We start from the raw sequence: 20,484 nt of genomic DNA on the forward strand, positions 1-20,484 counted from the left end.
GCGCCATGGCGCCCGGACGCGGCGCCTGCCAGAATGCGCGCGCGGCGACGTCCGCGCGACACCTCGGGAGCGTTGGCCGGACCGTGCAGGACATCCTTCGCCGCATGCTCGGCCAGGGCGAGGCCCTCGAGCCGCCGACGATCGAGGCGCAGGTCGTGCCGACGCCGACCCTGTGGCTCCTCGGCAAGACCGGCTCTGGCAAGTCCTCGCTGATCCGCCTCCTCACCGGCGAGGCCGAAATCGGGCCGGGCTTCGCGCCCTGCACCCGCACCGCGATGGCCTACGACTTCCCCCGCGAGCGCCCGCTCCTGCGCTTCCTCGACACGCGCGGGCTCGGCGAGGTGGGCTACGATCCGGCCGAGGATCTCGCGGCGGCGGAGGAGGGGAGCCACGCCATCGTCGCGCTCGCGCGCCTCGACGATCCCGTCCAGGGCGCGGTGACGGACGTCGTCGCCGCCGTGCGCGATCGCCGCCCGCGCGCGCCGATCCTCCTCGTCCACACGGGCGCCGATCTCGCCCCCGAGCCAGCCGCCCGCGAGCGGGCCCGCGCCCGCGCGCAGGCCGCCTTCGAGGAGGCGGCGGGCGGGCGGCTCGCTCATGTCGTCGTCGCCCTGCCGCCGGGCGCGCCGGAGGCGATAGGCATCGAGGAGCTCCACGCCGCACTCGCCGCGATCCTGCCCGAGACGTCCCTCCTGATGATGCGCGAGCGCGCGGAGAGCGAGGAGGCCCGCCGCTTCGCCGAGCATCGCCCGCTCGTCCTCTGGTATGCCGGCGCGGCGGCGGCGGCGGACACGACGCCGATCGTCGGCGCGGTGAGCGTGCCGGCGCTCCAAGGAGCGATGCTCAACGCGCTCGCCCAGCGCTATCGCGTGCCCTGGACGCGCGCCCGCATCGGCGCCTTCGCCGGGGCGCTCGGCTCGGGCGTGCTCCTGCGCTATGCGGCGGGCTACGCCGCGCGCCAGGGCGCCAAGCTCGTGCCGGGGATCGGCCAGACGCTCGGTGCCGCGGCCGCGGCGACGGTGAGCTTCGCGGCGACCTACGCGCTCGGCCGCGCCGCCTGTTTCTGGCTCGATCGCGAAGCGCGCGGCGAGCCCGCCAACGAGGAGGTGCTGCGCCGGCTCTACGCGGAGGCCTTCAAGAGGGCGCGCCATGCGCCTCGCTGACCGCATGCGCCGGGGCTTTCTGCGCTGGAGCCGGGTCGGGCTCGCGGCGCTCTTCGTCGCGCCCTTCGCCGTCGCCTCGGCGCTCGGCTTCCTGTGGCTGTTCGAGCGCGGTTGGCTGATCGCCTTCGTCGCGATCTTCGCCGCGCTCGCGGCTGTCGTCTGGGGAGCGCGGGCGTTCCTCGTGCGGCGGGCGCGCCGTGTCGCCGCGCGCGCGGCCTCGGACGCCGCGACCGCCCGCCCCGAGCCGCGTCGGCTCGCCCCGCTCGCCGTCGATCCGGATTGGACGCCCGGCGAGGTCGCGGTCTACGAGGAGGTGCGGGCGCAGATCGAGGCGCGCCTCGCGGCTCCGATGCCCTGGGAGGAGCTCCCCGCCGAGGCGCTCTCCGTGATCGAGCGCGTCGCGACCGGCATGTCCGGCGGACGCCGCGGCGCCCTCGACTTCACCGTGCCGGAAGCGCTCCTCCTCGCCGACCGCGTCGCCACCCGCTACCGCGATTTCCTGCGCGCGCACGTGCCGTTCTCCGACCAGGTCTCGGTGCGGACCATCCATTGGATCTGGGAGCGCCGGGAGACCGCCCGCGCGGCGTGGGAGGCGGGCTTTCTCGCCTATCGCGGGGTGCGGCTCGCGCTCAACCCGCCGGTCGGCCTCCTGCGCGAGCTCGAGCGCCTCGCCACCGCCGGCCTCCAGGACCGCCTGACCGAGCACCTGATGCGCGACGCGCAGGCGATCCTGCTCGAGGAGGTCGCGCAGGCGGCGATCGACCTCTATTCCGGGCGCCTGCGCTTCTCCGATCGCGAACTCGTCGAGATCGAGCTCGGCTCGGAGCTGCGCGACCGCGCGAGCCTCGCGCGGCCCGACGATCCGGTGCGCATCCTGGTGATCGGCCAGATCAGCGCCGGCAAGTCGACGCTGATCAACGCGCTCCTCGGCGAGGTCCGCGCCGAGACCGACCTCGCGCCGACGACGGACCGCGCCACCGCCTACGACGCCGAGATCGACGGCATTCCCTGCCGCTTCGTCGACACGATGGGCCTCGACGGCTCCGCGCGCACGCAGAGCGCGCTCCTCGCGGAGATGCTGGAGGCGGACATGGTGATCTGGGCGCTTCGCGCCACGCGCCCCTCCCGCGCCGTCGACGACGCGCTGCGCCGCGCCTTCGAGGCGCGCTTCGCGGGCGAGCCCGCCCGCCGCAAGCCCCCATCCATCCTGGTCGCGAGCGCCGCCGACACGCTCCTGCCCGCCTGGCCCTATCCCGAGAATCGCCTGCCGCCCGAGGCGCAGACGCGAATGGGCGAAGCGGTGGCGGCGATCGGCGCGGAAATGGGCGGCGTGCCGATCCCGATCTGCGCCGAGCCGCCGGTGTGGAACCTCGACACGCTGCATGCCGCGATCGCGGCATCGCTCGGCGAGGCGCTCATGACCCAGCGCAACCGCCGCCGGCTCTCGGGGGAGGGGGGGCTTCGCCTCGATGCCAATCTCGGCCGGGCCGGCCGCGGCGTCGCGGCGGGCGCCCGCGTCTTCGGCGAGCGCTTCCTGCGCCGCCTGCGCTGAGCCGGGTGCCTCACCCGCCGAACGGCGCTCCAAGCGTGACGAGCGCGAGGACGTGGTAGGCGAGGAGCCCCGACACCGCGGCGAGGAGGGCGAGCGCGAGGGGCGGGGCGTCCGCGAGCGCCCAGCCCTGGTATTCCCGCCCGCCCGCCTCCTGCCGGTCCGAGCGCAGGAAGCCGGGGAGCACGCGGCCGAGATAGGCGATGCTGAGCGCGGTGCTCGCCCCCGCGATGGCGACGAACAGCCAGGCATCGGCGCGCACGGCCCCCTCGATCAGGAGCCACTTGCCCGCGAAGCCCGCGCTCGGCGGCAGGCCGACGAGGCTCACCGCCGCGAGCGCGAAGGCGAATTGGGCGAGCGTCGGGCGGACCGCGCTGCGGTCGAGCTCGGCGATGCGGTCGTGGCCGACCTCCGCCGCGATCCGCCCGGCGGCGAGGAACATCGCCGCCTTGGCCATCGCATGGGCGAGGATCAGGAGCACCGCTCCCTGCCACGCGAGAGCCGCGCCGGTCGTGTCGGCGAGCGCGAAGGCGACGCACATGAGGCCCATCTGCGAGACAGTCGACCAGGCGACGAGGAGCTTGAGCCGCTCGGCCCGCAGCGCGTTGATCGACCCCCAGACGATCGCCCCGGTGCCCATGAGCCCGAGAAGGAGGCCGATCGCGTCGGAGGGGGTGAAGATCTCGATCCACAGGCGCAGCAGGATGTAGAGCGACGCCTTGTGGACGAGCGCCGAGAGGAGCGCGCTCGCGGGCGCGCTCGCCCGCGCATGCGTGCGCGGCAGCCAGAACGAGACGGGGAAGAGCGCGGCCTTGAGCGACAGGCCGATCAGCATCAGCGCGAAGGCGGCGAGCATCGCGGGCTCCCCCGCATGGGCCGCGACCCCTTCGAAATCGAGCCGCCCGGCCTGAAGCCAGACGAAGGCGACGCCCATGAGGAAGAAGAGCGCGCCGAGCATGCTCGTGGTCAGGTACTCGAACCCCGCCCGCATCGCCTCGAGCCGCCCGCCGAGCACGGCGAGCCCCACCGAGGCGAGGCCGACGAGCTCGACGAGGACGTAGAGGCTGAACAGGTCGGTCGCGACGTAGATCCCGCACAGGCCGGCCAGCAGCGTCAGAGCGAGCGGCCAGAAGGCGCGCAGCGCGCGCTCGCCCTCTGCCCCGGCGCGCCGTCGGCCGAAGGCGTCGATCGCGCCGAGCCCGGCGACGAGGACGACGAGAACCGCCATCGCGAGCATGACGACGGACAGCCCGTCCACGCGCAGCCCGATGCCGATCGGCGCGGCCGGGCCGCCGAGCGTCGTCGCGATGGACTCCTGCGCCATCACCCGCGCCGCGAGCACGGCGACGCAGGCCCCCGTGGCCGCGAGGCTCGCGAGCCCCGCGAGCGTCGCCCGTCGCGGGACGAGGAAGGCGATCGCCGCCCCGACGAGGGGAATCACGAGGGTCAGCGCCAGCCAATCGGCATCGGACGACGGAAAACCGGCCAGGAACGACATCGGGGGCGCTCTCCTCCTGCGATCCGAAGGTGCGCCGCCTTCCGCGCGCCCCCCGGCCGCGATGCGCACCCTGCCTCCCCCATCTGGACGCCCGCTCTCCCCCCGCAAGCCGACGCGCGATAACATGCCCGCGAGCGCGGCGCCCCGCCGCAGGGGGGCGACGTCTCCGACGCCTGCGAGCGTGTGAACCTTCCGACGGTTGTCATCCCGGGCCGCGAAGCGGACCCGGGACCCATACACTCGGCGACGAATCCGAGCGCGCATGCCGCGCTCGCTGCACCACCTTTCAGCGGGTTCCGTCGTGGGAGAAACGCAGCCTATAGGCTGCGACTGAAGCGTCGTGGGTCTGGGTCCCGGATCGCCTTCGGCGTCCGGGATGACAACGTCGGGGCTGCTCCCCCGTGTCATCCCCGGCCGGAGCACGCGTAGCGTGCGCAGGGGAAGGGGACCCAGCGCAGGAAGACGCTTGCGGAGCAAGCGCTCGCGCCGCCGACCAGGCGGCTCGTCGCCGCCACAAGTGCTTGCTCCGCAAGCAATTCTGGTGCTGGGTCCCCTTCCCCTCCGGTCGCAAGCGACCTCCGGCCGGGGATGACACCGGGGGAGCACTGACCCTGGAGCCGCGCCATCGGAATCGCCGGAGCGTCGATCGGGTGTAGACTCGCCCGCCCGAATCGCGAGCGGGGGCACCCATGGAGAAGACGCGGCGGACGCAAAGCTATTGGCAGGATTTCGTCGCGGCGACGGGCTGCGCGGCGGACGATTACGACGTGAGCACCTTCGGCGACGGCGCGGCGCTCTGCGACGAGCTCACCGCGCTGACGCTCGCCGGGACGAAGCGCGCCACCGCGAGCCTGCTGCGCGATTTCGAGGCCGAGGGCGCTCCCGTGCCGCGCGTCGGCACCCACGTCGTTTCCGTCGACGCCGAGGGCGAGCCGCGGCTGATCTGGCGCAACGTCGCCGTCGACATCAAGCCGGTCCACGCGATCACCGAGGCGGACGCGGCCGCGGAAGGGGAGGGGGACGGGTCGCTCGCCTCCTGGCTCGACGGTCACCGGCGCTATTGGACGCGCCAGGCGGAGCGCGAAGGCTTCGTCTACGACGACGATCTCCTCGTCGTGTTCGAGCGCTTCGTCGTGGTGTGGCCGCCGGAGGCCGCCGACCTTAACGGCACTTGAACGAGCGGTTCAGGATCGGTTCCGCCACGCTCCTCTAATCCTGTGACCGTCGCCGCTCGGCGCCGGAACACGAAAGAGGAGACCCGACCATGCGCCTCACCGCCCCCCGCCCCGTTCTCGCCGCCGCCCTGATCGCCCTCGGCCTCGGCTTCTCGCTCCCCGCCTCCGCCAACGACGCCCGCGTCCAGCAATTCGGCTGGGGCAATTCGGCGGGCGGCACCCAGGAGGGCGCGCGCCACCGCTTCGGCATCTTCCAGGAGGGCCGCTTCAACGAGGGCGCCGTGCGCCAGCGCGGCCGCGGCCACACCGCCGCGATCGGCCAGAACGGCGTGCGCCACCGCGTCGACATCACCCAGAACGGGCGCCGCAACGAGGCGGGCATCGGTCAGTTCGGCTCGGCCCATTCCGCGATCGTCACCCAGGACGGCAACGGCAACATCACCGCGGGCGTCCAGGTCGGCCACGGCTGCCGCGGCAGCGTCGACCAGCGCGGCTCCGGCAACGTCGCCGCCTTCGTCCAGCTCTGCGACTGATCGGCCCCCGTCCCGTCCAATCCCTGTCCCCGAGGAGATCGCCATGCCCGTCCCGTCGCTTTCGTCTTCCGTCATCGCGGTCGCGGCGCTCGCGATCGCCGCCGCCGGCGCCGTCGGTGCCGTCGGCTTCGCCCAGGCCGACGCGCCGCTGCCGCCGGCGCGGCCGGACCTTTCGGCGCCCTCTTTCCAGCTGGCGTCGGCGGCGCCGCTCTCCTGCGAGATCGCGGTCGCGCGACGCGGCGGCATGCTCGTGCTCGAGCCCGTCATCCATGCGAGCGACCGCGTCGAGGGGACCTGGGGCCTGCGCGTCTCGGGCGGCGGCGGCGGCAATCGCAGCGACATCGGCCAGGGCGGCGCCTTCGAGGCGCGCGCGAACGTGCCCGTCTCGCTCGGCGCCGTGAGCCTCGGCTCGGGCACCTACCGCGCGACCATGGAAGTCCAAGCCGGCCGCCGCAGCGCCACCTGCGCCGTCACCGCGAGCCGCTGAGCACGACGCCATAATCCCTCCCCGTAGGGGAGGGTGGCCCCCGGAGCGCAAGCGACGGGGGCCGGGTGGGGCCCGACGCTCGCAGAACAATCTCCACCCGGGCCCCACCCGGCCGGCCTCGCTCCGCTCGTCCGTCCACCCTCCCCTCCGGGGAGGGATGTCCACCTCCCTCCCGCCCTCGCACAGGAGACGCCCCGATGAAGATCGCCGCCCTCGCCCTCGCCGCCGCGCTCGCCGCTCCGCTCGCGCTCGCCGCGAGCGCCCCCGCGCAGGCCTCCGGCTCCGTCTCGGTGCGGATCGCGCCCGGCAATGCCGAGCAGGATCGCGCCCTGCGCGCCGGGCTCGCGATCTACGGGATCGTGCGGGACGTCCAGTCGCGCGGCCACATCCATCAGCGCGGTCGCGACAACAATGCGGGGCTTCGCCAGGCGGGCCAGGGCCATCGCGGCATCGTCCACCAGGAGGGGCGCGGCCATCACGGCACGCTCTCCCAGGAGGGCGAGGGCCATGCCTTCGGCCTCTTCCAGTTCGGCCGCAACACCCGCGCGGAGGTCGAGCAGACCGGCCGCGGCGGCTCGGGGCTGATGTTCCAGTTCGGCTTCTGATCAGCCCCGGTCGCGCTCGGCGAGCATCGTTAGATAGGTGAGCGTGACCGTCGCCCCCGCGATCGCGGTGAGCTCGGCATGGTCGTAGGCCGGGGCGACCTCGACGAGGTCCATGCCGCGCCAATCGAGCCCGGCGATCCCGCGCAGGATGCGCAGAGCCTCGCGCGAGGAGAGCCCGCCGATCACCGGCGTCCCCGTGCCGGGCGCGTGGGCGGGGTCGAGGCAGTCGATGTCGAAGGAGAGATAGGCCGCCCCCGTGCCGACCGTCTCCCGGACGGCGGCGATCGTGCCCGCGATGCCGAGCGCGTCGATCTCCTCCATGCCGATGACGCGCAATCCGCAGGTCGCCGGCGCCCGCGTGCGGATGCCGATCTGCACCGAGCGCGCGGCGTCGATCACCCCCTCCGCCACGGCGCGGGTGACGAAGGTGCCGTGATCGACCCGCGAGCCGTCGTCGGCCCAGGTGTCCTGGTGAGCGTCGAATTGGACGAGGGCGAGCGGCCCGTGCTTTTGCGCATGCGCGCGCAGGATCGGCAGGGTGATCGAATGATCGCCGCCGAGCGTCACGCAATGCGCGCCCGCCGCGACGAGCCCCCGCACCCGCGCCTCGATCGCCGCCATGTTGGTCTCGGCGCGCCCGAAATCGATCTTCACGTCGCCGTGGTCGCGCATGTCGATCTCGCCCGGCGGCACGCTGAACGGGTAGAGCGGATCGAGCAGGAGATGCGCGCAGGCCGCCCGGATCGCGCCCGGCCCGAGCCGCGTGCCCGTCCGCAGGCTGGTCGCCGCGTCGAAGGGCACGCCGAGGATCGCGAACCGCCCCGGCGCGTCGTCCTCGCCCATGGGCGCGTTCATGAAGGTCGGCGTCGAGAAGAAGGTCGGCATGGCGGGCTCGCGGGCGGTTCTCGGAAGTGGAGGGCTCATAGCAGCGCAACGCGGCGGGTGTCATCCCTCTGCGTAGGGGTAGAGAGTGCACACATCGCTGTTTCTGCATGTGATCGATGTCGACGAAGGCCGCTCTTGTCCTTCCCCCTTGGGGGAAGGTGGCTCCGGGCGTTAGCCCGGAGACGGATGGGGGTCGCGCAGGAGGCACCGTTACGCCAGGTTCTACACGACCCCCACCCCAGAGGAGTCCCAATGCCCTCCCCCAATGGGGAGGGGAGACCGTCGAGCCCTTCGCAAACGGCGAGATCTCCAAGGAAACCGATCGGAAGAGGTGTGTGAATCTCGTAGCCCCGTAGGGGAGGGACGGGCGCGCGCATTCCTCCCCGTAGGGGAGGGTGGCCCCTGGAGCGGAGCGACAGGGGTCGGGTGGGGCCCGACGCTTGAAGAACAATCACCACCCCGGGCCCCACCCGGCCTTTCTCGGCTTCGCCTCGAAAGTCCACCCTCCCCTACGGGGAGGGATCCTCCCCGTCCCCCAAGATCCGCGCGACCAGCACCACCCCGCCCACCAGATACACCAACCCCGCCGCCAGCATCATCACCCCGCCGATCTCCTGGTCGGCGAGGCCGAGGCAGGCTTCGTAGAGGGGGCGCGGGGCGAGCGCGAGGAGGGCGCCGAGCAGCGTCATGTGCATCGCGGTGAACAGGAGCGCGCCGATGCCGAGCGCCGCGCGCGCGCCCCGCTCCCGCCCCCGCCCGCCGAAGGCCGAGAGCCAGAGAGCGACGCCGACCGAGAGGAAGGCGAGCTGCTCGATCATGGCCCATGTCGGCTCGAGCCGCTTCATGTCGTGCACCGCCGGCACGTGCGCGCCCCAGACGACCGCGAATTCGGCGAAGGCGGCGAGCACGGGGAAGGCGAGCACGCCCGCCCCGGTCTGCAAGCTCCGCGCCGTCGGGTCGAGCCGCGAGCCGGCGATGGCGAGCGCGATCAGGGGTGCGGCGATCGCGACGACGGCTAGGTGCATCGTCATGTGCGCGGCAAAGCGCGTCATCGCGAGCGCCGGCAGCGGCCCCGCCCAGGCGAGCGCGAGCACGACGATGCCCGCCGCGAGCATCGTCGCGCGTGCGGGCGACAGGCGGAAGACGGCGATCGTGCGGGCGCTGATCATGGCGAGACGACGCGCGCGCGGGCGAGAGCGTTCCCGACAGCGCGCGCTCCAACCCTGCGGCAACCTTTCCCATCCCTGATCCGTTGGCCCCCGGGGCGACGCGTGGCGAGCGGCCGAGGGGAGCGATCATGGCCTCGAGCGAGGACATCGACGGGCGCACGCGCGAGCGTGCAGGCGGGCGATCGCCGATGCCGCGCACGGCGATCGTGATCGCGATCGTCGCGGTCGCGCTCCTCGTCTACGTGCTCGGCGACGTCCTCCTCGCCGTCTTCGCCGCGATTCTGCTCGCGGTCGCGCTCGACGCGCTCGCCGGGCTCCTCGTCGAGCGCACGCCCATGGGGCGCGGGCTCGCGCTGACCATCGTCTGTATCCTCCTCCTCGCGCTCCTCGCCGGCGCCTTCGCCTTCATGATCCCGGCCGCGATCCAGCAGATCTCCGACCTGTGGGATCGGCTCGTCGAGCTGATCGAGGCCGGCATCGACGAGCTGCGCCGCTTCCCCGCGCTCGCGGAGATGATGGAGAACGCCGATCCGATGGAGGCCGCGCCGACGCCGGGCACGATCGCGGGGCAGGCCTTCAACCTCGTCTCGGCGCTCGCGAGCGGGCTCGCGGCGACGATCATCGTGATCGCGATCGCGCTCTTCATGGCGGCGAGCCCGAACACCTATATCCGCGGCACGGTGCGGCTCGTGCCCTTCTCCTGGCGCGCGCGCGTCGCGGAGACGATCGCGGCCTCGGGCTGGGTGCTGCGCTGGTGGCTGATCGGCCAGCTCGTCTCGATGGTGGTGCTCGGCGTCTCGACCGGGATCGGGCTCTATCTCTTCGGCATCGAATTGTGGCTCGGCCTCGCGCTCCTGACGGCGCTCCTCACCTTCATCCCCTTCCTCGGCCCCTGGATCGCGGGCGTGCCGATCGTGCTCATCGCCTTCGCGGAGGGGATCGGCACCGGGATCGGGGTGACGATCTTCTACGTCGTCCTCCAGAACATCGAGGGCTCGTTCCTCGTGCCCTACATCCAGCAGCGGGCGGTGCACCTGCCCGCGGCTCTGATGATCGCCGCGCAGATCGCGCTCGGCACCCTGTTCGGCATCGCCGGCCTGATCCTCGCGGCGCCGCTCATGGCGGTCGTGCTCGTGGGCGTGAACATCCTCTATGTCGAAGGCGTTCTCGGCGACCGCCGCGCCACCCCCGACCGCCGGATCGCGCCGCCGCCGGAGGCGATGCCGTAGCGACGCAGTGTGTCGTCGCGCGGTTGCGTAGCGCACGCGCGCAACCTGCGCGTTTAAACTCTTCACGTGTATGTTGTCAGACCTCCCCGATAAGTTGCGTCAATCGGGGACGATCATGCCTTTGGCGGAAGAAGCGCTCGCGGACATCGTCCGCGAATTGGCGACGCGCCCGCGTCACGAGAAGGTCCGCAGCCTCCTGCTCCAGCTCCTCTCCCAGGGGCTCGGCGCGCGCTCCGACCAGATCCTCTTCGAGCAGACCATCGGCGACGAGGTCGTGCGCGAGGTGCGCGCGGGGCGGATCGATGCGCTGCTCGGGCGCACGCTCTTCGAGATCAAGACCGATCTGCGCCGCGAGGGGCGCGCGGCCGAGGCGCAGCTCGCGCGCTATCTCGCCGAGCGCGAGGGATCGCAGGGCGCGCGCTACGTCGGCGTCGCGACGGACGGCGCCGCCTTCGTCGCCTACGAGTTGCGCGACGGCACCCTCGCCGAACTCTCCCGCACGAGCGCGCGGCCGGCCGAGCCGCGCGCGCTCCTCGCCTGGCTCGAGGGCGTCGTCGCGGTGCAGGACCGCATCCGGCCCGATGCGCTCGCGATCACGAGCGAGCTCGGCCGCGAGAGCGCCGCCTTCGCCCGCAGCCTCGCGCTGCTCGAGCGCGCCTTCGCGTCGCTCGCCGACCACCCGGAGACGCAGCTCAAGCGCCAGCTCTGGGAGCGCCACCTCGCCCATGTCTACGGCCGCGCGGTGGACGACCGCCTCCTGTGGCTGCAGCACACCTATCTCGTGGTCGTCGCCAAGGCGATCGCGGCCGGCGTGATGCGCCCCGATCTGCCGCCGCCGGAGCCCGCCCGCCTCCTGTCGGGCGCCGCCTTCACCGATGTCGGCGTGTCCGGCGCGGTGGAGGACGACCTGTTCGGCTGGATTCTGGATGCGCCCGACGGGCCGGATCTCGTCCGCCGGCTCGCGGAGCACGTGTATCGTTTCGATCTCGGCGACGTCGACGTCGACCTCCTGAAGGTGCTCTACGAGGCCCTCGTCGATCCCGCCCAGCGCCACGAGCTCGGCGAGTACTACACTCCCGATTGGCTCGCCTTTCGCGTGGTGCGCGAGGCGCTGCGCGATCCCGCCAACGAGCGCGTGCTCGATCCGTCCTGCGGCTCGGGGTCCTTCCTCTTCCACGCGATCCGCGCCAAGACGCAGGCCCTTCGCGCAGCGGATGTGCCGGAGGGGGAGATCGCGCGGCGCGCCTGCGACGGGGTCAGCGGCATCGACGTGCATCCCGTGGCCGTGATCTTCGCGCGCGTCACCGTGCTCCTCGCGCTCGGGAAGGCGCTGCGCACCCGCGAGGGGCGAATCTCGGTGCCGGTCTATCTCGGCGACGCGCTGCAATGGAACGTGCGGCGCGATCTCGACGGCGATCTCGTCGTGGACGTGCCGCCCGATCCGCGCGAGCCCGCCCGCGCCCGGCGCAACGCCCGGCAATCCTTGCGCTTTCCATTGGGCCTGTGCGCGCGGCCGGCTCTGTTCGACCAGGTTCTCGCCGCCATGCAGAGGGCGGCGGAGGCCGGGCGGACGGGGGAGTTCGCCCGCTTCCTCGAGCGCTCGCAGGTCGATGCGCGCGACCAGCCGACGCTGCGCGGCACCTGCGAGACGCTGCGGCGGCTGTGCGAGACGCGCCGCGACCACGTCTGGACCTTCGTCGCGCGCAATCTCAGCCGCCCCGTCACGCTCTCGGACGGCGGGCGCGTCGACGTCATCGTCGGCAACCCGCCTTGGGTTGTCCTACCGCTTCATGGCGCGCGACATGCAGCGCCGCTTCGCCGAAAGCGCGCGGGCGCTCGCCGTCTCGGTCGGCGAGGGCGAGGCGCGGCTCGTCACGCAGACGGATCTCTCGGGCCTGTTCTTCGCGCGCGCCTGCGAGCTCTACCTGCGGGTGGGCGGGCGCATCGCCATGGTGATGCCGCTCGCGGCGATGACGCGCGGCCAGTTCCGCGCCTTCCGCACCGGCGCCTTCCACGGCGCGCCGGTCGCCTTCGCCGAGGCCTGGGTGCTCGACAACCAGGATATCTCCCCCGTCTTCCGCGTGCCGACCTGCGTCCTCTTCGCCCGCCGCACGCAAGCGCTCGCGACGGCTCTGCCGGACCGCGCGACGTGGTTCTACGGCCGGTTGCCGCACAAGGACGCGCCGGAGGAGGTGGCGCGCGATCGGGTGGAGATGCGGGAGGGGCCGGCGCCGGCGCGAGCGGTCTACGACGCGCGTTCGCCCTATCGCGATCGCTTCCGCCAGGGCGCGACGCTCGTCCCGCGCGCGCTTCTCTTGGTGCGCCGCGTCGACGGCGGACGCCTCGGCTACGACGCCGCCGCCCCGCTGGTGCGCTCCCGCCGCTCCGCGCAGGAAAAGGCGCCCTGGAAGGACCTCCCCGATTTCGAGGGCGCGATCGAGGCCGCCTTCCTGCGCCCGGTCTTCCTCGGCGAATCGATCGCGCCATTCCGCGTGCTCGGCGCGAGCGAGGCCATCGTTCCGGTCCTGCCCGAGGGAGACATGCTCGACGCGCGGCAGGCGGAGGCGCGGGGGCTGCCGGCGCTCGCCGCCTGGCTCGCGCATTGCGACGCGCTCTGGACGCGGCACGGCAACGGCCGCACGTGCTTCACGCGCAATCTCGACCATTTCGGCAAGCTCGCGGGGCAGTTTCCGCTGCGCCCGCTGCGCGTGGTGTTCGCCGGCTCCGGCTCGCGCCCGGCGGCGGCGCTCGTGGAGGACGCCGAAGCGGTCGTCGAGCACGCGCTGTACTGGGCGGCCGTCGCCTCACGCGAGGAGGGGCTCTACCTCCTCGCGATCCTCAACAGCGAGACCGCGCGGGCGCGCGTCGCGCATCTCCAGGCGCGCGGCGAGCAGGGGGCGCGGCATTTCGACAAGCTGATGTTCACCCTTCCCATCCCCGCCTTCGACCCCCGCGACCCGCTCCACGCCCACCTCGTCGCCCTCGCGACGCGCGCGCGAACCGTCGCCGACGCCGTCGAGCTCGCCCCCGCCACCCCCTTCGTCCGCGCCCGAGGCCAGATCCGCGAGGCGCTCGCCGCCGACGGCATCGCCGCGGCGATCGACCGCTCCGTCGCGCAACTCCTCGACGGTGCGGAGGCGGAGGCTGCGGCGATGGTGGCGGAGGAGGTTTGAGGGTTCGGGGGGGCGTCTCTCGCGGCTGTCATCCCGGATCGCTTTCGGCGTCGCGGATGGCAGGCGTCAGGCGCATTCTGTGTCATCCCCGGCCGGAGCACGCGTAGCGTGCGCAGGGAAAGGGGACCCAGCACGAGACCTGCGCCGAAGGCGCTCCTGTTGCCGCCGACCAGGCGGCTTGTCGCCGCCGCGATAGCGTGCTCCGCACACGTTCTTGCGCTGGGTCCCCTTTCCCTGCGCGCCTTCGGCGCTCCGGCCGGGGATGACACCCCTGGAGCACTCACGCTGCGAGGACCCTTGTCGCCGTCGGCGCGATCCACTTCATGACAGCGCCCCCGTGCGCAACTCGACCTCTCAGCGCCCCTCCCCGCCGATCAGCCCGCGCTCGCGCAGCCAGTCCGAGACGATCCGCCGGATCAGGGCCGAGCGCGACGGGCGATCGGGCTCGAGCCGCGCGGCCCGATCGAGCCCCTCGCGCATCTCCGCCGAGAGCCGGATCGCCGTCACCGGGTCCTGCCCGGTCGCGGGCCGCCCGCGTTTTTTGCGTACTACGTTATCACTTGACATCCGGACGTCTCCCGCTCGTTGGCCGATCGAGGGAACAAGGCAAAGCGGTTCCCCCCCACCCGTGACAAACGCCCCCCGATGGCGCACATAACACCCGTCACCAAGCGTCACGGATGTCATGGCGAGCGTCGGAGAGATATCACAGGGGATCGGGGGGCGGTTCGGGCTCGGGCGGTTCGGGCCGCGGGGGACGGCGGGGGCGTCGATCCCGGCGCAGGTCGCCTTCGAGAACGTCGTCGTCGATTACGGCGTCACGCGCGCGCTCGACGGGCTCGACCTCGTCATCGAGCCGGGGGAGCTCGTCTGCCTGCTCGGCGCCTCGGGCTGCGGCAAGACGACGCTGTTGCGGGTCGCGGCGGGGATCGAGCGGCCGAGCGCCGGGCGCGTCCTCCTCGACGGGCGGGTGGCGAGCGGCGAGGAGCGCTTCACGCCGCCCGAGAGCCGCGGCGTCGGCCTGATGTTCCAGGATTACGCGCTGTTTCCCCATATGAGCATTCTCGACAACGTGCTCTTCGGCCTGCGCGGCATCCCCAAGGCCGACGCGATCGCCTCGGCGCGGCGCGCGCTCTCGCGCGTGGGTCTCGAGCGCCTCCTCGACGAATATCCGAGCGTGCTCTCGGGCGGCGAGCAGCAGCGCGTGGCGCTCGCCCGCGCCATTGCGCCGCGGCCCGGCGTGCTCCTGATGGACGAGCCCTTCTCGAACCTCGATCGGCGGCTGCGCGACACGATCCGCGAGGAGACGGTCGCGATCCTGCGGGAGACCGGCGCGACGACGCTCGTCGTCACCCACGATCCCGAGGAGGCGATGCGCATCGCCGATCGGATCGTGCTGATGCGCGCGGGCCGCATCGTGCAGCACGGGCCGGCGGAGGCGATCTACCGCCGCCCGGCCGACCTGTTCGCCGCCCGTTTCTTCTGCGATTTCAACGAGGTGGAGGGCACCGTCCGGCGCGGGCGGGTGGAGACGCCCCTCGGCATCTTCCCCGCGCCCGATCTCGCCGAGGGCGACGGCGCCATCGTCTGCGTGCGGCCGCAGGCGATCCGGCTGCGCGCGCCGGGCTTCTGCCTGCCGGGACGCGTCGTCGCACGCCGATTCCTCGGAGAGGTCGACCTCGTGCACATAGCCGTGCAAGGATTGGACGCGCCGATCCAGGCGCGGGTGCGCGACGGCTGGCGTCCCGACGAGGGTCAGGACGTGGGCGTCGACGTGGACCCCGCGGAAGTTCTTGTTTTCGCCACGGGTCGTCACTAGGTTGGCGGCCTGTCGGAAGTGTCAGTCCGGCCCTCGCGGGCCGGCGAGGAGGGGAATGATATGGGCGCGACCAGCATCTGGCATTGGATCGTCGTCGGCTTGATCGTCGTGCTGCTCTTCGGGCGCGGCAAGATCTCCGAGATGATGGGCGACGTCGCCAAGGGCATCAAGGCCTTCAAGAAGGGCATGTCCGAGGACGAGGCCCAGGCCGCTCAGGCCCCCGCCGCCAACGAGCAGCCCCGCGTCATCGAGCATCAGGCGACCCAGACCACCGCTCCCGAGGCCACTCAGAACGCCAACAAGGCGAGCTGAGTTCCCGAGCATCGCGGCCTGAGGGCCGCGCGGTCGAGGCGCCATCCGAGGCGGGCGAGCCATGTTGGATCTGAGCTGGGGCGAAATCATGCTGATCGGCGCGGTGGCGCTGATCGTCATCGGCCCCAAGGATCTGCCGCGTACCCTGCGTGCCGTCGGTCAGACCATCGGCAAGGTGCGGCGCATGGCCGGCGAGTTCCAGGGCCACTTCAACCAGGCCATGCGCGAGGCCGAGCTCGACGAGGTGCGCAAGGAGGTGGAGGGCATGAACCGCATGGCCAACACCGCCTTCAACCCCGCCAAGGCCGTGCGCGACGAGCTCAAGAACACGATCACCGGTCAGCACGCGGCGAACAAGCCGGCCGTGCCGACAGCCTCGAGCACGCCCGCGTCGAGCACGCCCGAGGCCGCCGCCGCGCCGAGCGCCGCCGCGGACGTGCCCCCCGTCTCCGGTCCCGCCGCCCCCGCGCCCACCGCTCCCGCGTCGCCCGCTCCCGAGCCGGTGCGGGTCGAGACGCCGGTCGCGTCCGCCATCGTCAAGGATGAGGCCAAGCCGTGACGCTCTCCGTGAAGCCGGACGACATCGAGGCCTCGCGCGCGCCGCTGATCGAGCACCTGATCGAGCTGCGCCAGCGGCTGATCCGCGGGCTGATCGCCTTCGTGGTGATGTTCTTCGTCTGCTTCGCCTTCGCGCGCTACATCTACAACATCCTCGTCCAGCCCTACGTGAACGCCGTCGGCTCGCCGGAGCTCGCGCGGCTCGTCTACACGCACGGCCTCGAATATCTGTTCACGCAGATCTCGGTCGGCGCTTTCGGTGCGGCCTTCCTCGCCTTTCCCTATATCGCGATCCAGATCTACAAGTTCGTCGCGCCCGGCCTGTACAAGAACGAGCGCGACGCCTTCCTGCCCTATCTTCTGGCGACGCCGATCCTGTTCACGGTCGGCGCGCTGGTGGTCTATTACATCGCGATGCCGCTCCTGATGCATTTCTCGGTCGGGATGCAGCAGCTCGCGGTCGAAGGCCAGCCGACGATCGAGTTCCTGCCCAAGGTCAGCGAGTACCTGTCGCTGATCATGACGCTGATCTTCGCCTTCGGCATCTGCTTCCAGCTGCCGGTCGTGCTGACGCTCCTCGCGCGCGCCGGGATCATCGATTCCGAGTTCCTGCGCGACAAGCGCAAATACGCGATCGTGTTCGTGTTCGTGATCGCGGCCTTGTTCACGCCGCCGGACGTGATCAGCCAGTTCGCCCTTGCGATCCCCACGCTGCTCCTCTACGAGGCTTCCATCTTCGCGGTCCGTATGGTCGAGAAGAAGCGTGCGGAAGCCGAGGCCGCGCGCGAGGCAGCCGACTGAAGGCGGTCACGCCCGCTCGAGCCGGCGCCCACCAGACCCGGCGGCTCGAGTGACATGCACGACATCCGCGCCATCCGCGACGATCCCGCAGCCTTCGACCGCGCGCTCGCCCGCCGCTTCCTGCCGCCCGAGAGCGCGCGCCTCCTCTCCCTCGACGAGCGCCGGCGCGAGCTGATCGCCGAGGCGCAATCCGCCCAGGAGCGCCGCAACAGCCTCTCGAAGGAGATCGGCGCGGCCAAGAAGGCGAAGGACGAGGCCCGCGCGGCGGCCCTCATGGAGGAGGTCGCGGGGCTCAAGGAGCGGCTCGCGACGCTCGAAGCGCAGGAGCGCGAGGCGATCGCCGCGCTCGACAAGGCGCTCGCCGAGATCCCCAACATCCTCGCCGACGAGGTCCCCGACGGCCCCGACGAGAGCGCGAACGTCGAGCGCTCCAATTGGGGCACGCCGCGCCGCTCGAACTCGGCGCGCGAGCATTTCGACATCGGCGAGGCGCTCGGCCTCATGGATTTCGAGATCGCGGCGAAGCTTTCGGGCGCGCGGTTTACGGTGCTCAAGGGCCAGCTCGCTCGGTTGGAGCGGGCACTCGGTCAGTTGATGATCGACATCCACACGCAGGAGCACGGCTATACCGAGGTGTCCGCGCCGCTGCTCGTGCGGGACCATGCGCTCTACGGCACGGCTCAGCTGCCGAAATTCGCCGAAGACCAGTTCGGCGTCGGCGAAGACTTGTGGCTCATCCCGACCGCCGAGGTGAGCCTCACCAATCTCGTCCGCGAACAGATCCTCTCCGAAGACGAGCTCCCCCTGCGCTACACCGCGCTCACCCCCTGCTTCCGCCGGGAAGCGGGCTCGGCCGGGCGGGACACGCGGGGGATGTTGCGCCAGCACCAGTTCTGGAAGTGCGAGCTCGTCTCGATCACGACGCCGGAGACCTCCGGCGCCGAGCACGAGCGCATGCTCTCCTGCGCCGAGACGGTGCTGCAGCGCCTCGAGCTGCCCTATCGGGTGATGATTCTCTCGTCGGGCGATACGGGTTTTGCGGCGCGCAAGACCTACGACATCGAGGTTTGGCTGCCGGGGCAGAACACCTTTCGCGAGATCTCGTCCTGCTCGGTCTGCGGCGAGTTCCAGGCGCGGCGGATGGGCGCGCGCTTCCGCCGCGACGGCAAGCCGCACTTCGTGCACACGTTGAACGGCTCGGGCATCGCCGTCGGGCGGGCGCTGATCGCGGTGCTCGAGACCTACCAGAACGATGACGGGAGCGTCACGGTCCCGTCGGCGCTCGCGCCCTATATGGGCGGGATCACGCGGATCGAGAGGGTCTGATGCGCATTCTCTGCACGAACGACGACGGCATCCACGCGCCGGGTCTCAAAAGCCTCGAGAAGATTGCCCGCGCCCTCTCCGACGACGTCTGGGTGGTCGCGCCGGAGACCGACCAGTCCGGCGTCTCGCATTCGCTCTCGCTCAACGACCCCTTGCGCCTGCGCGAGATCTCCGAGCGCCATTTCGCCATCAAGGGCACGCCCACCGATTGCGTGATCATGGCGCTCCGCAAGGTCATGGCCGAGCATCGGCCGGACCTGATCCTGTCGGGCGTCAATCGCGGCCAGAACGTCGCCGAGGACGTCTCCTATTCCGGCACGATCGCGGCCGCGATCGAGGGCACCATGCTCGGCGTGCGCTCGATCGCGCTCTCGCAGGCCTATGGCCCAGGCGGGCGCGCCAACGTGAAGTTCCACTGCGCCGAGGTGCATGCGCCGGCGATCATCCGCAAGCTGCTCGAGGTCGAGGCCGCGCCGCGCACCCTCGTCAACGTCAACTTCCCCGATTGCGAGCCCGAGAAGGTCGAGGGGGTCAGCATCACCCATCAGGGCCTGCGCGACCAGGAGCTGTTGAAGATCGACGAGCGTCGCGACGGGCGCGGCAACCCCTATTTCTGGATCACCTTCGCCAAGGCCCAGACCACCCCCGGCCACGGCTCCGACCTCTGGGCGATCAACAATGCCCGCGTGTCCGTGACCCCGCTCAAGCTCGACCAGACCGACGACCCGATGCTGACGCGCCTCGCGCAAGCCTTCGAGTGAGGGAAGCGGGGCGGCCTCGCTCCCGCGCGTGCCGAGCGCCTGCGCGATGCGTGCGATCGGATCCGTTCGCCGAACGGAGGCGTTCGCGGTAAGCTCGCGGCCGCACCCCCGTTCGGAGGAGGCTGCCATGGCCCCAGCCCAGTCGCTTAAGCCCGTCGCGGACGCCGTCCAACCGAGCCGACCGATCGCCCCGGACGTCAGGATCGGGCATGTCCACCTGAAGGTGGCGGACCTCGATCGCGCCCTCGGCTTCTATTGCGGCGTCCTCGGCTTCCAAGTGATGCAGCGCTACGGCGCCGACGCGGCGTTCGTCTCGGCGGGAGGCTACCACCACCATATCGGGTTGAACACGTGGGAGAGCCGAGGCGGGTCGCCGCCTCCGCCGCGGAGCACGGGCCTCTTCCACACGGCGATCCTCTACCCCACGCGGGCGGCGCTCGCCGATGCGCTCCGGCGCGTGATCGCCGCCGGGATCGCGCTCGACGGCGCCTCCGACCACGGCGTCAGCGAGGCGCTCTATCTGCGCGATCCCGACGAGAACGGCGTCGAATTGTATTGGGATCGACCGGCCGACCTCTGGCCTCGGACGCCGACGGGCGAGCTCGCCATGGTCACGAGGCGCCTCGATCTCGACGGGCTGCTGCGCGCGGAGTGAGGCGCGGCCGCCTCACGGCGCCTCCTCGAAGAGCGCCGCGACGCTCGTCCCGAGCGCCTGCGCGAGGCGCGCAACGACCTCGATCGTCGGATTGCGGACCCGTCGCTCGATTCCCGAGACATAGGTCCGATCGAGCTCCGCCCGCGCGGCCAGATCCTCCTGCGAGAGATCGAGCCGCTTGCGGGCGGCCTTCACGTTGCGGGCGAGAATGGCGCGGACGTCCTGCATGGCGGCATCAGAGCGCGGTTCATGCTGGAAGAAGGCTCGGCACTGAGTGGCCGAATGGTGCCGCAAGAGGGACTCGAACCCCCGACCCCATCATTACGAATGACGTGCTCTACCACCTGAGCTATTGCGGCGTCCGGGCGGGCGGCTCGGGAGCGGCCCGTCGGCGAGGCCCCCTCTTATAGGGGCCGCGCCGTCTTGGCAAGCGCGATCGGCGCCTTTTTCGATCCTCAGCCGAAGAGGCGGAAGCGGGAGCGCTTCTGGGGTTTCGCCTCGGGCTCCTCGGGCACGCCGGGATCGTCGGGCGGGCGCGTGGCGAAGGGCGGCGGCTCCTCGGCCTCGGGCGCGGGCTCGGCGGCGGGCGTCGGCGCGGGCGCGGCGAGGGTCTCCTTGCGGGTGGCGCGGGCGACGGCGGCGTTGATGCGGTCGCGGTCGCTCAGGCTGCCGCTCGGCGCCGGCTCCGCGGCATTCTCCGGCTTCTCGGCGGGCGCGGGCTCGGCCGGGGCGGCGGCCGCCGGGGCGTACGCCGTCGGAGACGCGGCCACGGCGGACGCGGCGACC

General features: G+C 72.0%; 20 protein-coding genes, 1 tRNA gene and 2 pseudogenes. 16 read left to right on the forward strand and 7 right to left on the reverse strand.

All coding sequences use genetic code 11. The features are described from left to right. Positions 1-83: 83 nt before the first annotated feature. Together ACK4UM_RS01665 and ACK4UM_RS01670 are read left to right on the forward strand one after the other, a co-directional pair. Positions 84-1,163 (forward strand): YcjF family protein, encoded by a 1,080-nt coding sequence (locus tag ACK4UM_RS01665; protein ID WP_409794689.1) that lies wholly within the window; start codon positions 84-86, stop codon positions 1,161-1,163. Next, a complete protein-coding gene (locus ACK4UM_RS01670; RefSeq protein WP_409794692.1) occupies positions 1,150-2,715 on the forward strand; it encodes a GTPase in 1,566 nt (521 codons plus the stop codon). The genes ACK4UM_RS01665 and ACK4UM_RS01670 overlap by 14 nt, the downstream gene beginning before the upstream one ends. A gap of 10 nt (positions 2,716-2,725) precedes the next feature. On the opposite strand, the gene ACK4UM_RS01675 is transcribed toward ACK4UM_RS01670, so the two are convergent. Then, entirely contained in the window at positions 2,726-4,210 is a 1,485-nt protein-coding gene (locus tag ACK4UM_RS01675) for a complex I subunit 5 family protein (RefSeq protein ID WP_409794695.1), read from the reverse strand. 689 nt (positions 4,211-4,899) lie between these two features. On the opposite strand from ACK4UM_RS01675, the gene ACK4UM_RS01680 reads away from it, so the two are divergent. From ACK4UM_RS01680 to ACK4UM_RS01695, 4 genes are all read left to right on the forward strand, one after another. After that, positions 4,900-5,385 carry an ASCH domain-containing protein gene (locus tag ACK4UM_RS01680; protein WP_409794698.1) on the forward strand — a complete coding sequence of 162 codons (486 nt, stop codon included), beginning with the start codon at positions 4,900-4,902 and terminating at the stop codon, positions 5,383-5,385. 89 nt (positions 5,386-5,474) lie between these two features. Further along, on the forward strand, positions 5,475-5,918 hold the full coding sequence (locus ACK4UM_RS01685; protein WP_409794701.1) for a curlin: 444 nt from the start codon (positions 5,475-5,477) through the stop codon (positions 5,916-5,918). 43 nt (positions 5,919-5,961) lie between these two features. Continuing rightward, on the forward strand, positions 5,962-6,405 hold the full coding sequence (gene csgH / locus ACK4UM_RS01690; protein ID WP_409794703.1) for a curli-like amyloid fiber formation chaperone CsgH: 444 nt from the start codon (positions 5,962-5,964) through the stop codon (positions 6,403-6,405). 197 nt (positions 6,406-6,602) lie between these two features. Further along, positions 6,603-7,010: a curlin gene (locus ACK4UM_RS01695; protein WP_409794706.1), complete on the forward strand. Its 408-nt coding sequence runs from the start codon at positions 6,603-6,605 to the stop codon at positions 7,008-7,010. Here the strand turns inward: ACK4UM_RS01695 and speB are convergent, their stop codons facing one another. Next, a complete protein-coding gene (speB, locus tag ACK4UM_RS01700; protein WP_409794708.1) occupies positions 7,011-7,895 on the reverse strand; it encodes an agmatinase in 885 nt (294 codons plus the stop codon). A gap of 509 nt (positions 7,896-8,404) precedes the next feature. Next, on the reverse strand, positions 8,405-9,064 hold the full coding sequence (locus ACK4UM_RS01705; protein ID WP_409794710.1) for a cytochrome c oxidase assembly protein: 660 nt from the start codon (positions 9,062-9,064) through the stop codon (positions 8,405-8,407). Positions 9,065-9,192: 128 nt separating this feature from the next. On the opposite strand from ACK4UM_RS01705, the gene ACK4UM_RS01710 reads away from it, so the two are divergent. The 3 genes and pseudogenes from ACK4UM_RS01710 to ACK4UM_RS01720 all read left to right on the forward strand — a co-directional run bounded on the left by ACK4UM_RS01710 (position 9,193) and on the right by ACK4UM_RS01720 (position 13,466). Beyond that, entirely contained in the window at positions 9,193-10,293 is a 1,101-nt protein-coding gene (locus tag ACK4UM_RS01710; RefSeq protein ID WP_409794713.1) for an AI-2E family transporter, read from the forward strand. An 814-nt stretch (positions 10,294-11,107) separates the two neighbouring features. Continuing rightward, positions 11,108-11,422 (forward strand): annotated as a pseudogene (locus tag ACK4UM_RS01715) (hypothetical protein); the annotation flags it as partial. Between the two features lie 646 nt (positions 11,423-12,068). Beyond that, positions 12,069-13,466 (forward strand): hypothetical protein, encoded by a 1,398-nt coding sequence (locus tag ACK4UM_RS01720; protein WP_409794716.1) that lies wholly within the window; start codon positions 12,069-12,071, stop codon positions 13,464-13,466. 354 nt (positions 13,467-13,820) lie between these two features. Here ACK4UM_RS01720 and ACK4UM_RS01725 read toward each other — a convergent pair whose 3' ends face one another. After that, positions 13,821-14,033, reverse strand: coding sequence for a hypothetical protein (locus ACK4UM_RS01725; protein ID WP_409794719.1), 213 nt, complete (start codon positions 14,031-14,033; stop codon positions 13,821-13,823). A 118-nt stretch (positions 14,034-14,151) separates the two neighbouring features. Between ACK4UM_RS01725 and ACK4UM_RS01730 the strand changes: the two genes are divergently transcribed. The 7 genes from ACK4UM_RS01730 to ACK4UM_RS01760 all read left to right on the forward strand — a co-directional run bounded on the left by ACK4UM_RS01730 (position 14,152) and on the right by ACK4UM_RS01760 (position 19,698). Then, positions 14,152-15,285, forward strand: coding sequence for an ABC transporter ATP-binding protein (locus tag ACK4UM_RS01730; protein ID WP_409794722.1), 1,134 nt, complete (start codon positions 14,152-14,154; stop codon positions 15,283-15,285). Between the two features lie 60 nt (positions 15,286-15,345). Beyond that, the gene (locus tag ACK4UM_RS01735) at positions 15,346-15,597 is read left to right on the forward strand and encodes a twin-arginine translocase TatA/TatE family subunit (RefSeq protein ID WP_409794725.1); all 252 of its coding nucleotides are present in this window, start codon (positions 15,346-15,348) and stop codon (positions 15,595-15,597) included. A 61-nt stretch (positions 15,598-15,658) separates the two neighbouring features. After that, positions 15,659-16,156: a Sec-independent protein translocase protein TatB gene (tatB, locus tag ACK4UM_RS01740; protein ID WP_409794728.1), complete on the forward strand. Its 498-nt coding sequence runs from the start codon at positions 15,659-15,661 to the stop codon at positions 16,154-16,156. Next, positions 16,153-16,956, forward strand: coding sequence for a twin-arginine translocase subunit TatC (gene tatC, locus ACK4UM_RS01745; RefSeq protein WP_409794731.1), 804 nt, complete (start codon positions 16,153-16,155; stop codon positions 16,954-16,956). The genes tatB and tatC overlap by 4 nt, the downstream gene beginning before the upstream one ends. A 54-nt stretch (positions 16,957-17,010) precedes the next feature. After that, the gene (gene serS / locus ACK4UM_RS01750) at positions 17,011-18,282 is read left to right on the forward strand and encodes a serine--tRNA ligase (RefSeq protein ID WP_409794733.1); all 1,272 of its coding nucleotides are present in this window, start codon (positions 17,011-17,013) and stop codon (positions 18,280-18,282) included. Continuing rightward, positions 18,282-19,043 carry a 5'/3'-nucleotidase SurE gene (surE, locus tag ACK4UM_RS01755; RefSeq protein WP_409794736.1) on the forward strand — a complete coding sequence of 254 codons (762 nt, stop codon included), beginning with the start codon at positions 18,282-18,284 and terminating at the stop codon, positions 19,041-19,043. The genes serS and surE overlap by 1 nt, the downstream gene beginning before the upstream one ends. A gap of 127 nt (positions 19,044-19,170) precedes the next feature. Then, the gene (locus ACK4UM_RS01760) at positions 19,171-19,698 is read left to right on the forward strand and encodes a VOC family protein (RefSeq protein WP_409794739.1); all 528 of its coding nucleotides are present in this window, start codon (positions 19,171-19,173) and stop codon (positions 19,696-19,698) included. A 12-nt stretch (positions 19,699-19,710) separates the two neighbouring features. Here ACK4UM_RS01760 and ACK4UM_RS01765 read toward each other — a convergent pair whose 3' ends face one another. The 3 genes and pseudogenes from ACK4UM_RS01765 to ACK4UM_RS01775 form a co-directional block, all read right to left on the reverse strand. Next, on the reverse strand, positions 19,711-19,926 hold the full coding sequence (locus tag ACK4UM_RS01765) for a helix-turn-helix domain-containing protein (RefSeq protein WP_409794741.1): 216 nt from the start codon (positions 19,924-19,926) through the stop codon (positions 19,711-19,713). A gap of 55 nt (positions 19,927-19,981) precedes the next feature. Beyond that, positions 19,982-20,057 (reverse strand) — tRNA-Thr (locus tag ACK4UM_RS01770). Between the two features lie 96 nt (positions 20,058-20,153). Beyond that, positions 20,154-20,484: pseudogene (locus ACK4UM_RS01775) on the reverse strand (multifunctional 2',3'-cyclic-nucleotide 2'-phosphodiesterase/5'-nucleotidase/3'-nucleotidase); the annotation flags it as partial.

The sequence above is a fragment of the Salinarimonas sp. genome (assembly GCF_046292825.1).
Taxonomy (GTDB): domain Bacteria; phylum Pseudomonadota; class Alphaproteobacteria; order Rhizobiales; family Beijerinckiaceae; genus Salinarimonas.

Bases quoted from the DNA above. Each gene is read 5' to 3' on its own strand.
- ACK4UM_RS01670 (WP_409794692.1), top strand. From the start codon at position 1,150: ATGCGCCTCGCTGACCGCATGCGCCGGGGCTTTCTGCGCTGGAGCCGG.
- ACK4UM_RS01675 (WP_409794695.1), bottom strand. From the start codon at position 4,210: ATGTCGTTCCTGGCCGGTTTTCCGTCGTCCGATGCCGATTGGCTGGCG.
- ACK4UM_RS01680 (WP_409794698.1), top strand. From the start codon at position 4,900: ATGGAGAAGACGCGGCGGACGCAAAGCTATTGGCAGGATTTCGTCGCG.
- ACK4UM_RS01685 (WP_409794701.1), top strand. From the start codon at position 5,475: ATGCGCCTCACCGCCCCCCGCCCCGTTCTCGCCGCCGCCCTGATCGCC.
- csgH (WP_409794703.1), top strand. From the start codon at position 5,962: ATGCCCGTCCCGTCGCTTTCGTCTTCCGTCATCGCGGTCGCGGCGCTC.
- ACK4UM_RS01695 (WP_409794706.1), top strand. From the start codon at position 6,603: ATGAAGATCGCCGCCCTCGCCCTCGCCGCCGCGCTCGCCGCTCCGCTC.
- speB (WP_409794708.1), bottom strand. From the start codon at position 7,895: ATGCCGACCTTCTTCTCGACGCCGACCTTCATGAACGCGCCCATGGGC.
- ACK4UM_RS01705 (WP_409794710.1), bottom strand. From the start codon at position 9,064: ATGATCAGCGCCCGCACGATCGCCGTCTTCCGCCTGTCGCCCGCACGC.
- ACK4UM_RS01710 (WP_409794713.1), top strand. From the start codon at position 9,193: ATGGCCTCGAGCGAGGACATCGACGGGCGCACGCGCGAGCGTGCAGGC.
- ACK4UM_RS01725 (WP_409794719.1), bottom strand. From the start codon at position 14,033: ATGTCAAGTGATAACGTAGTACGCAAAAAACGCGGGCGGCCCGCGACC.
- ACK4UM_RS01730 (WP_409794722.1), top strand. From the start codon at position 14,152: ATGGCGAGCGTCGGAGAGATATCACAGGGGATCGGGGGGCGGTTCGGG.
- ACK4UM_RS01735 (WP_409794725.1), top strand. From the start codon at position 15,346: ATGGGCGCGACCAGCATCTGGCATTGGATCGTCGTCGGCTTGATCGTC.
- tatB (WP_409794728.1), top strand. From the start codon at position 15,659: ATGTTGGATCTGAGCTGGGGCGAAATCATGCTGATCGGCGCGGTGGCG.
- serS (WP_409794733.1), top strand. From the start codon at position 17,011: ATGCACGACATCCGCGCCATCCGCGACGATCCCGCAGCCTTCGACCGC.
- surE (WP_409794736.1), top strand. From the start codon at position 18,282: ATGCGCATTCTCTGCACGAACGACGACGGCATCCACGCGCCGGGTCTC.
- ACK4UM_RS01760 (WP_409794739.1), top strand. From the start codon at position 19,171: ATGGCCCCAGCCCAGTCGCTTAAGCCCGTCGCGGACGCCGTCCAACCG.
- ACK4UM_RS01765 (WP_409794741.1), bottom strand. From the start codon at position 19,926: ATGCAGGACGTCCGCGCCATTCTCGCCCGCAACGTGAAGGCCGCCCGC.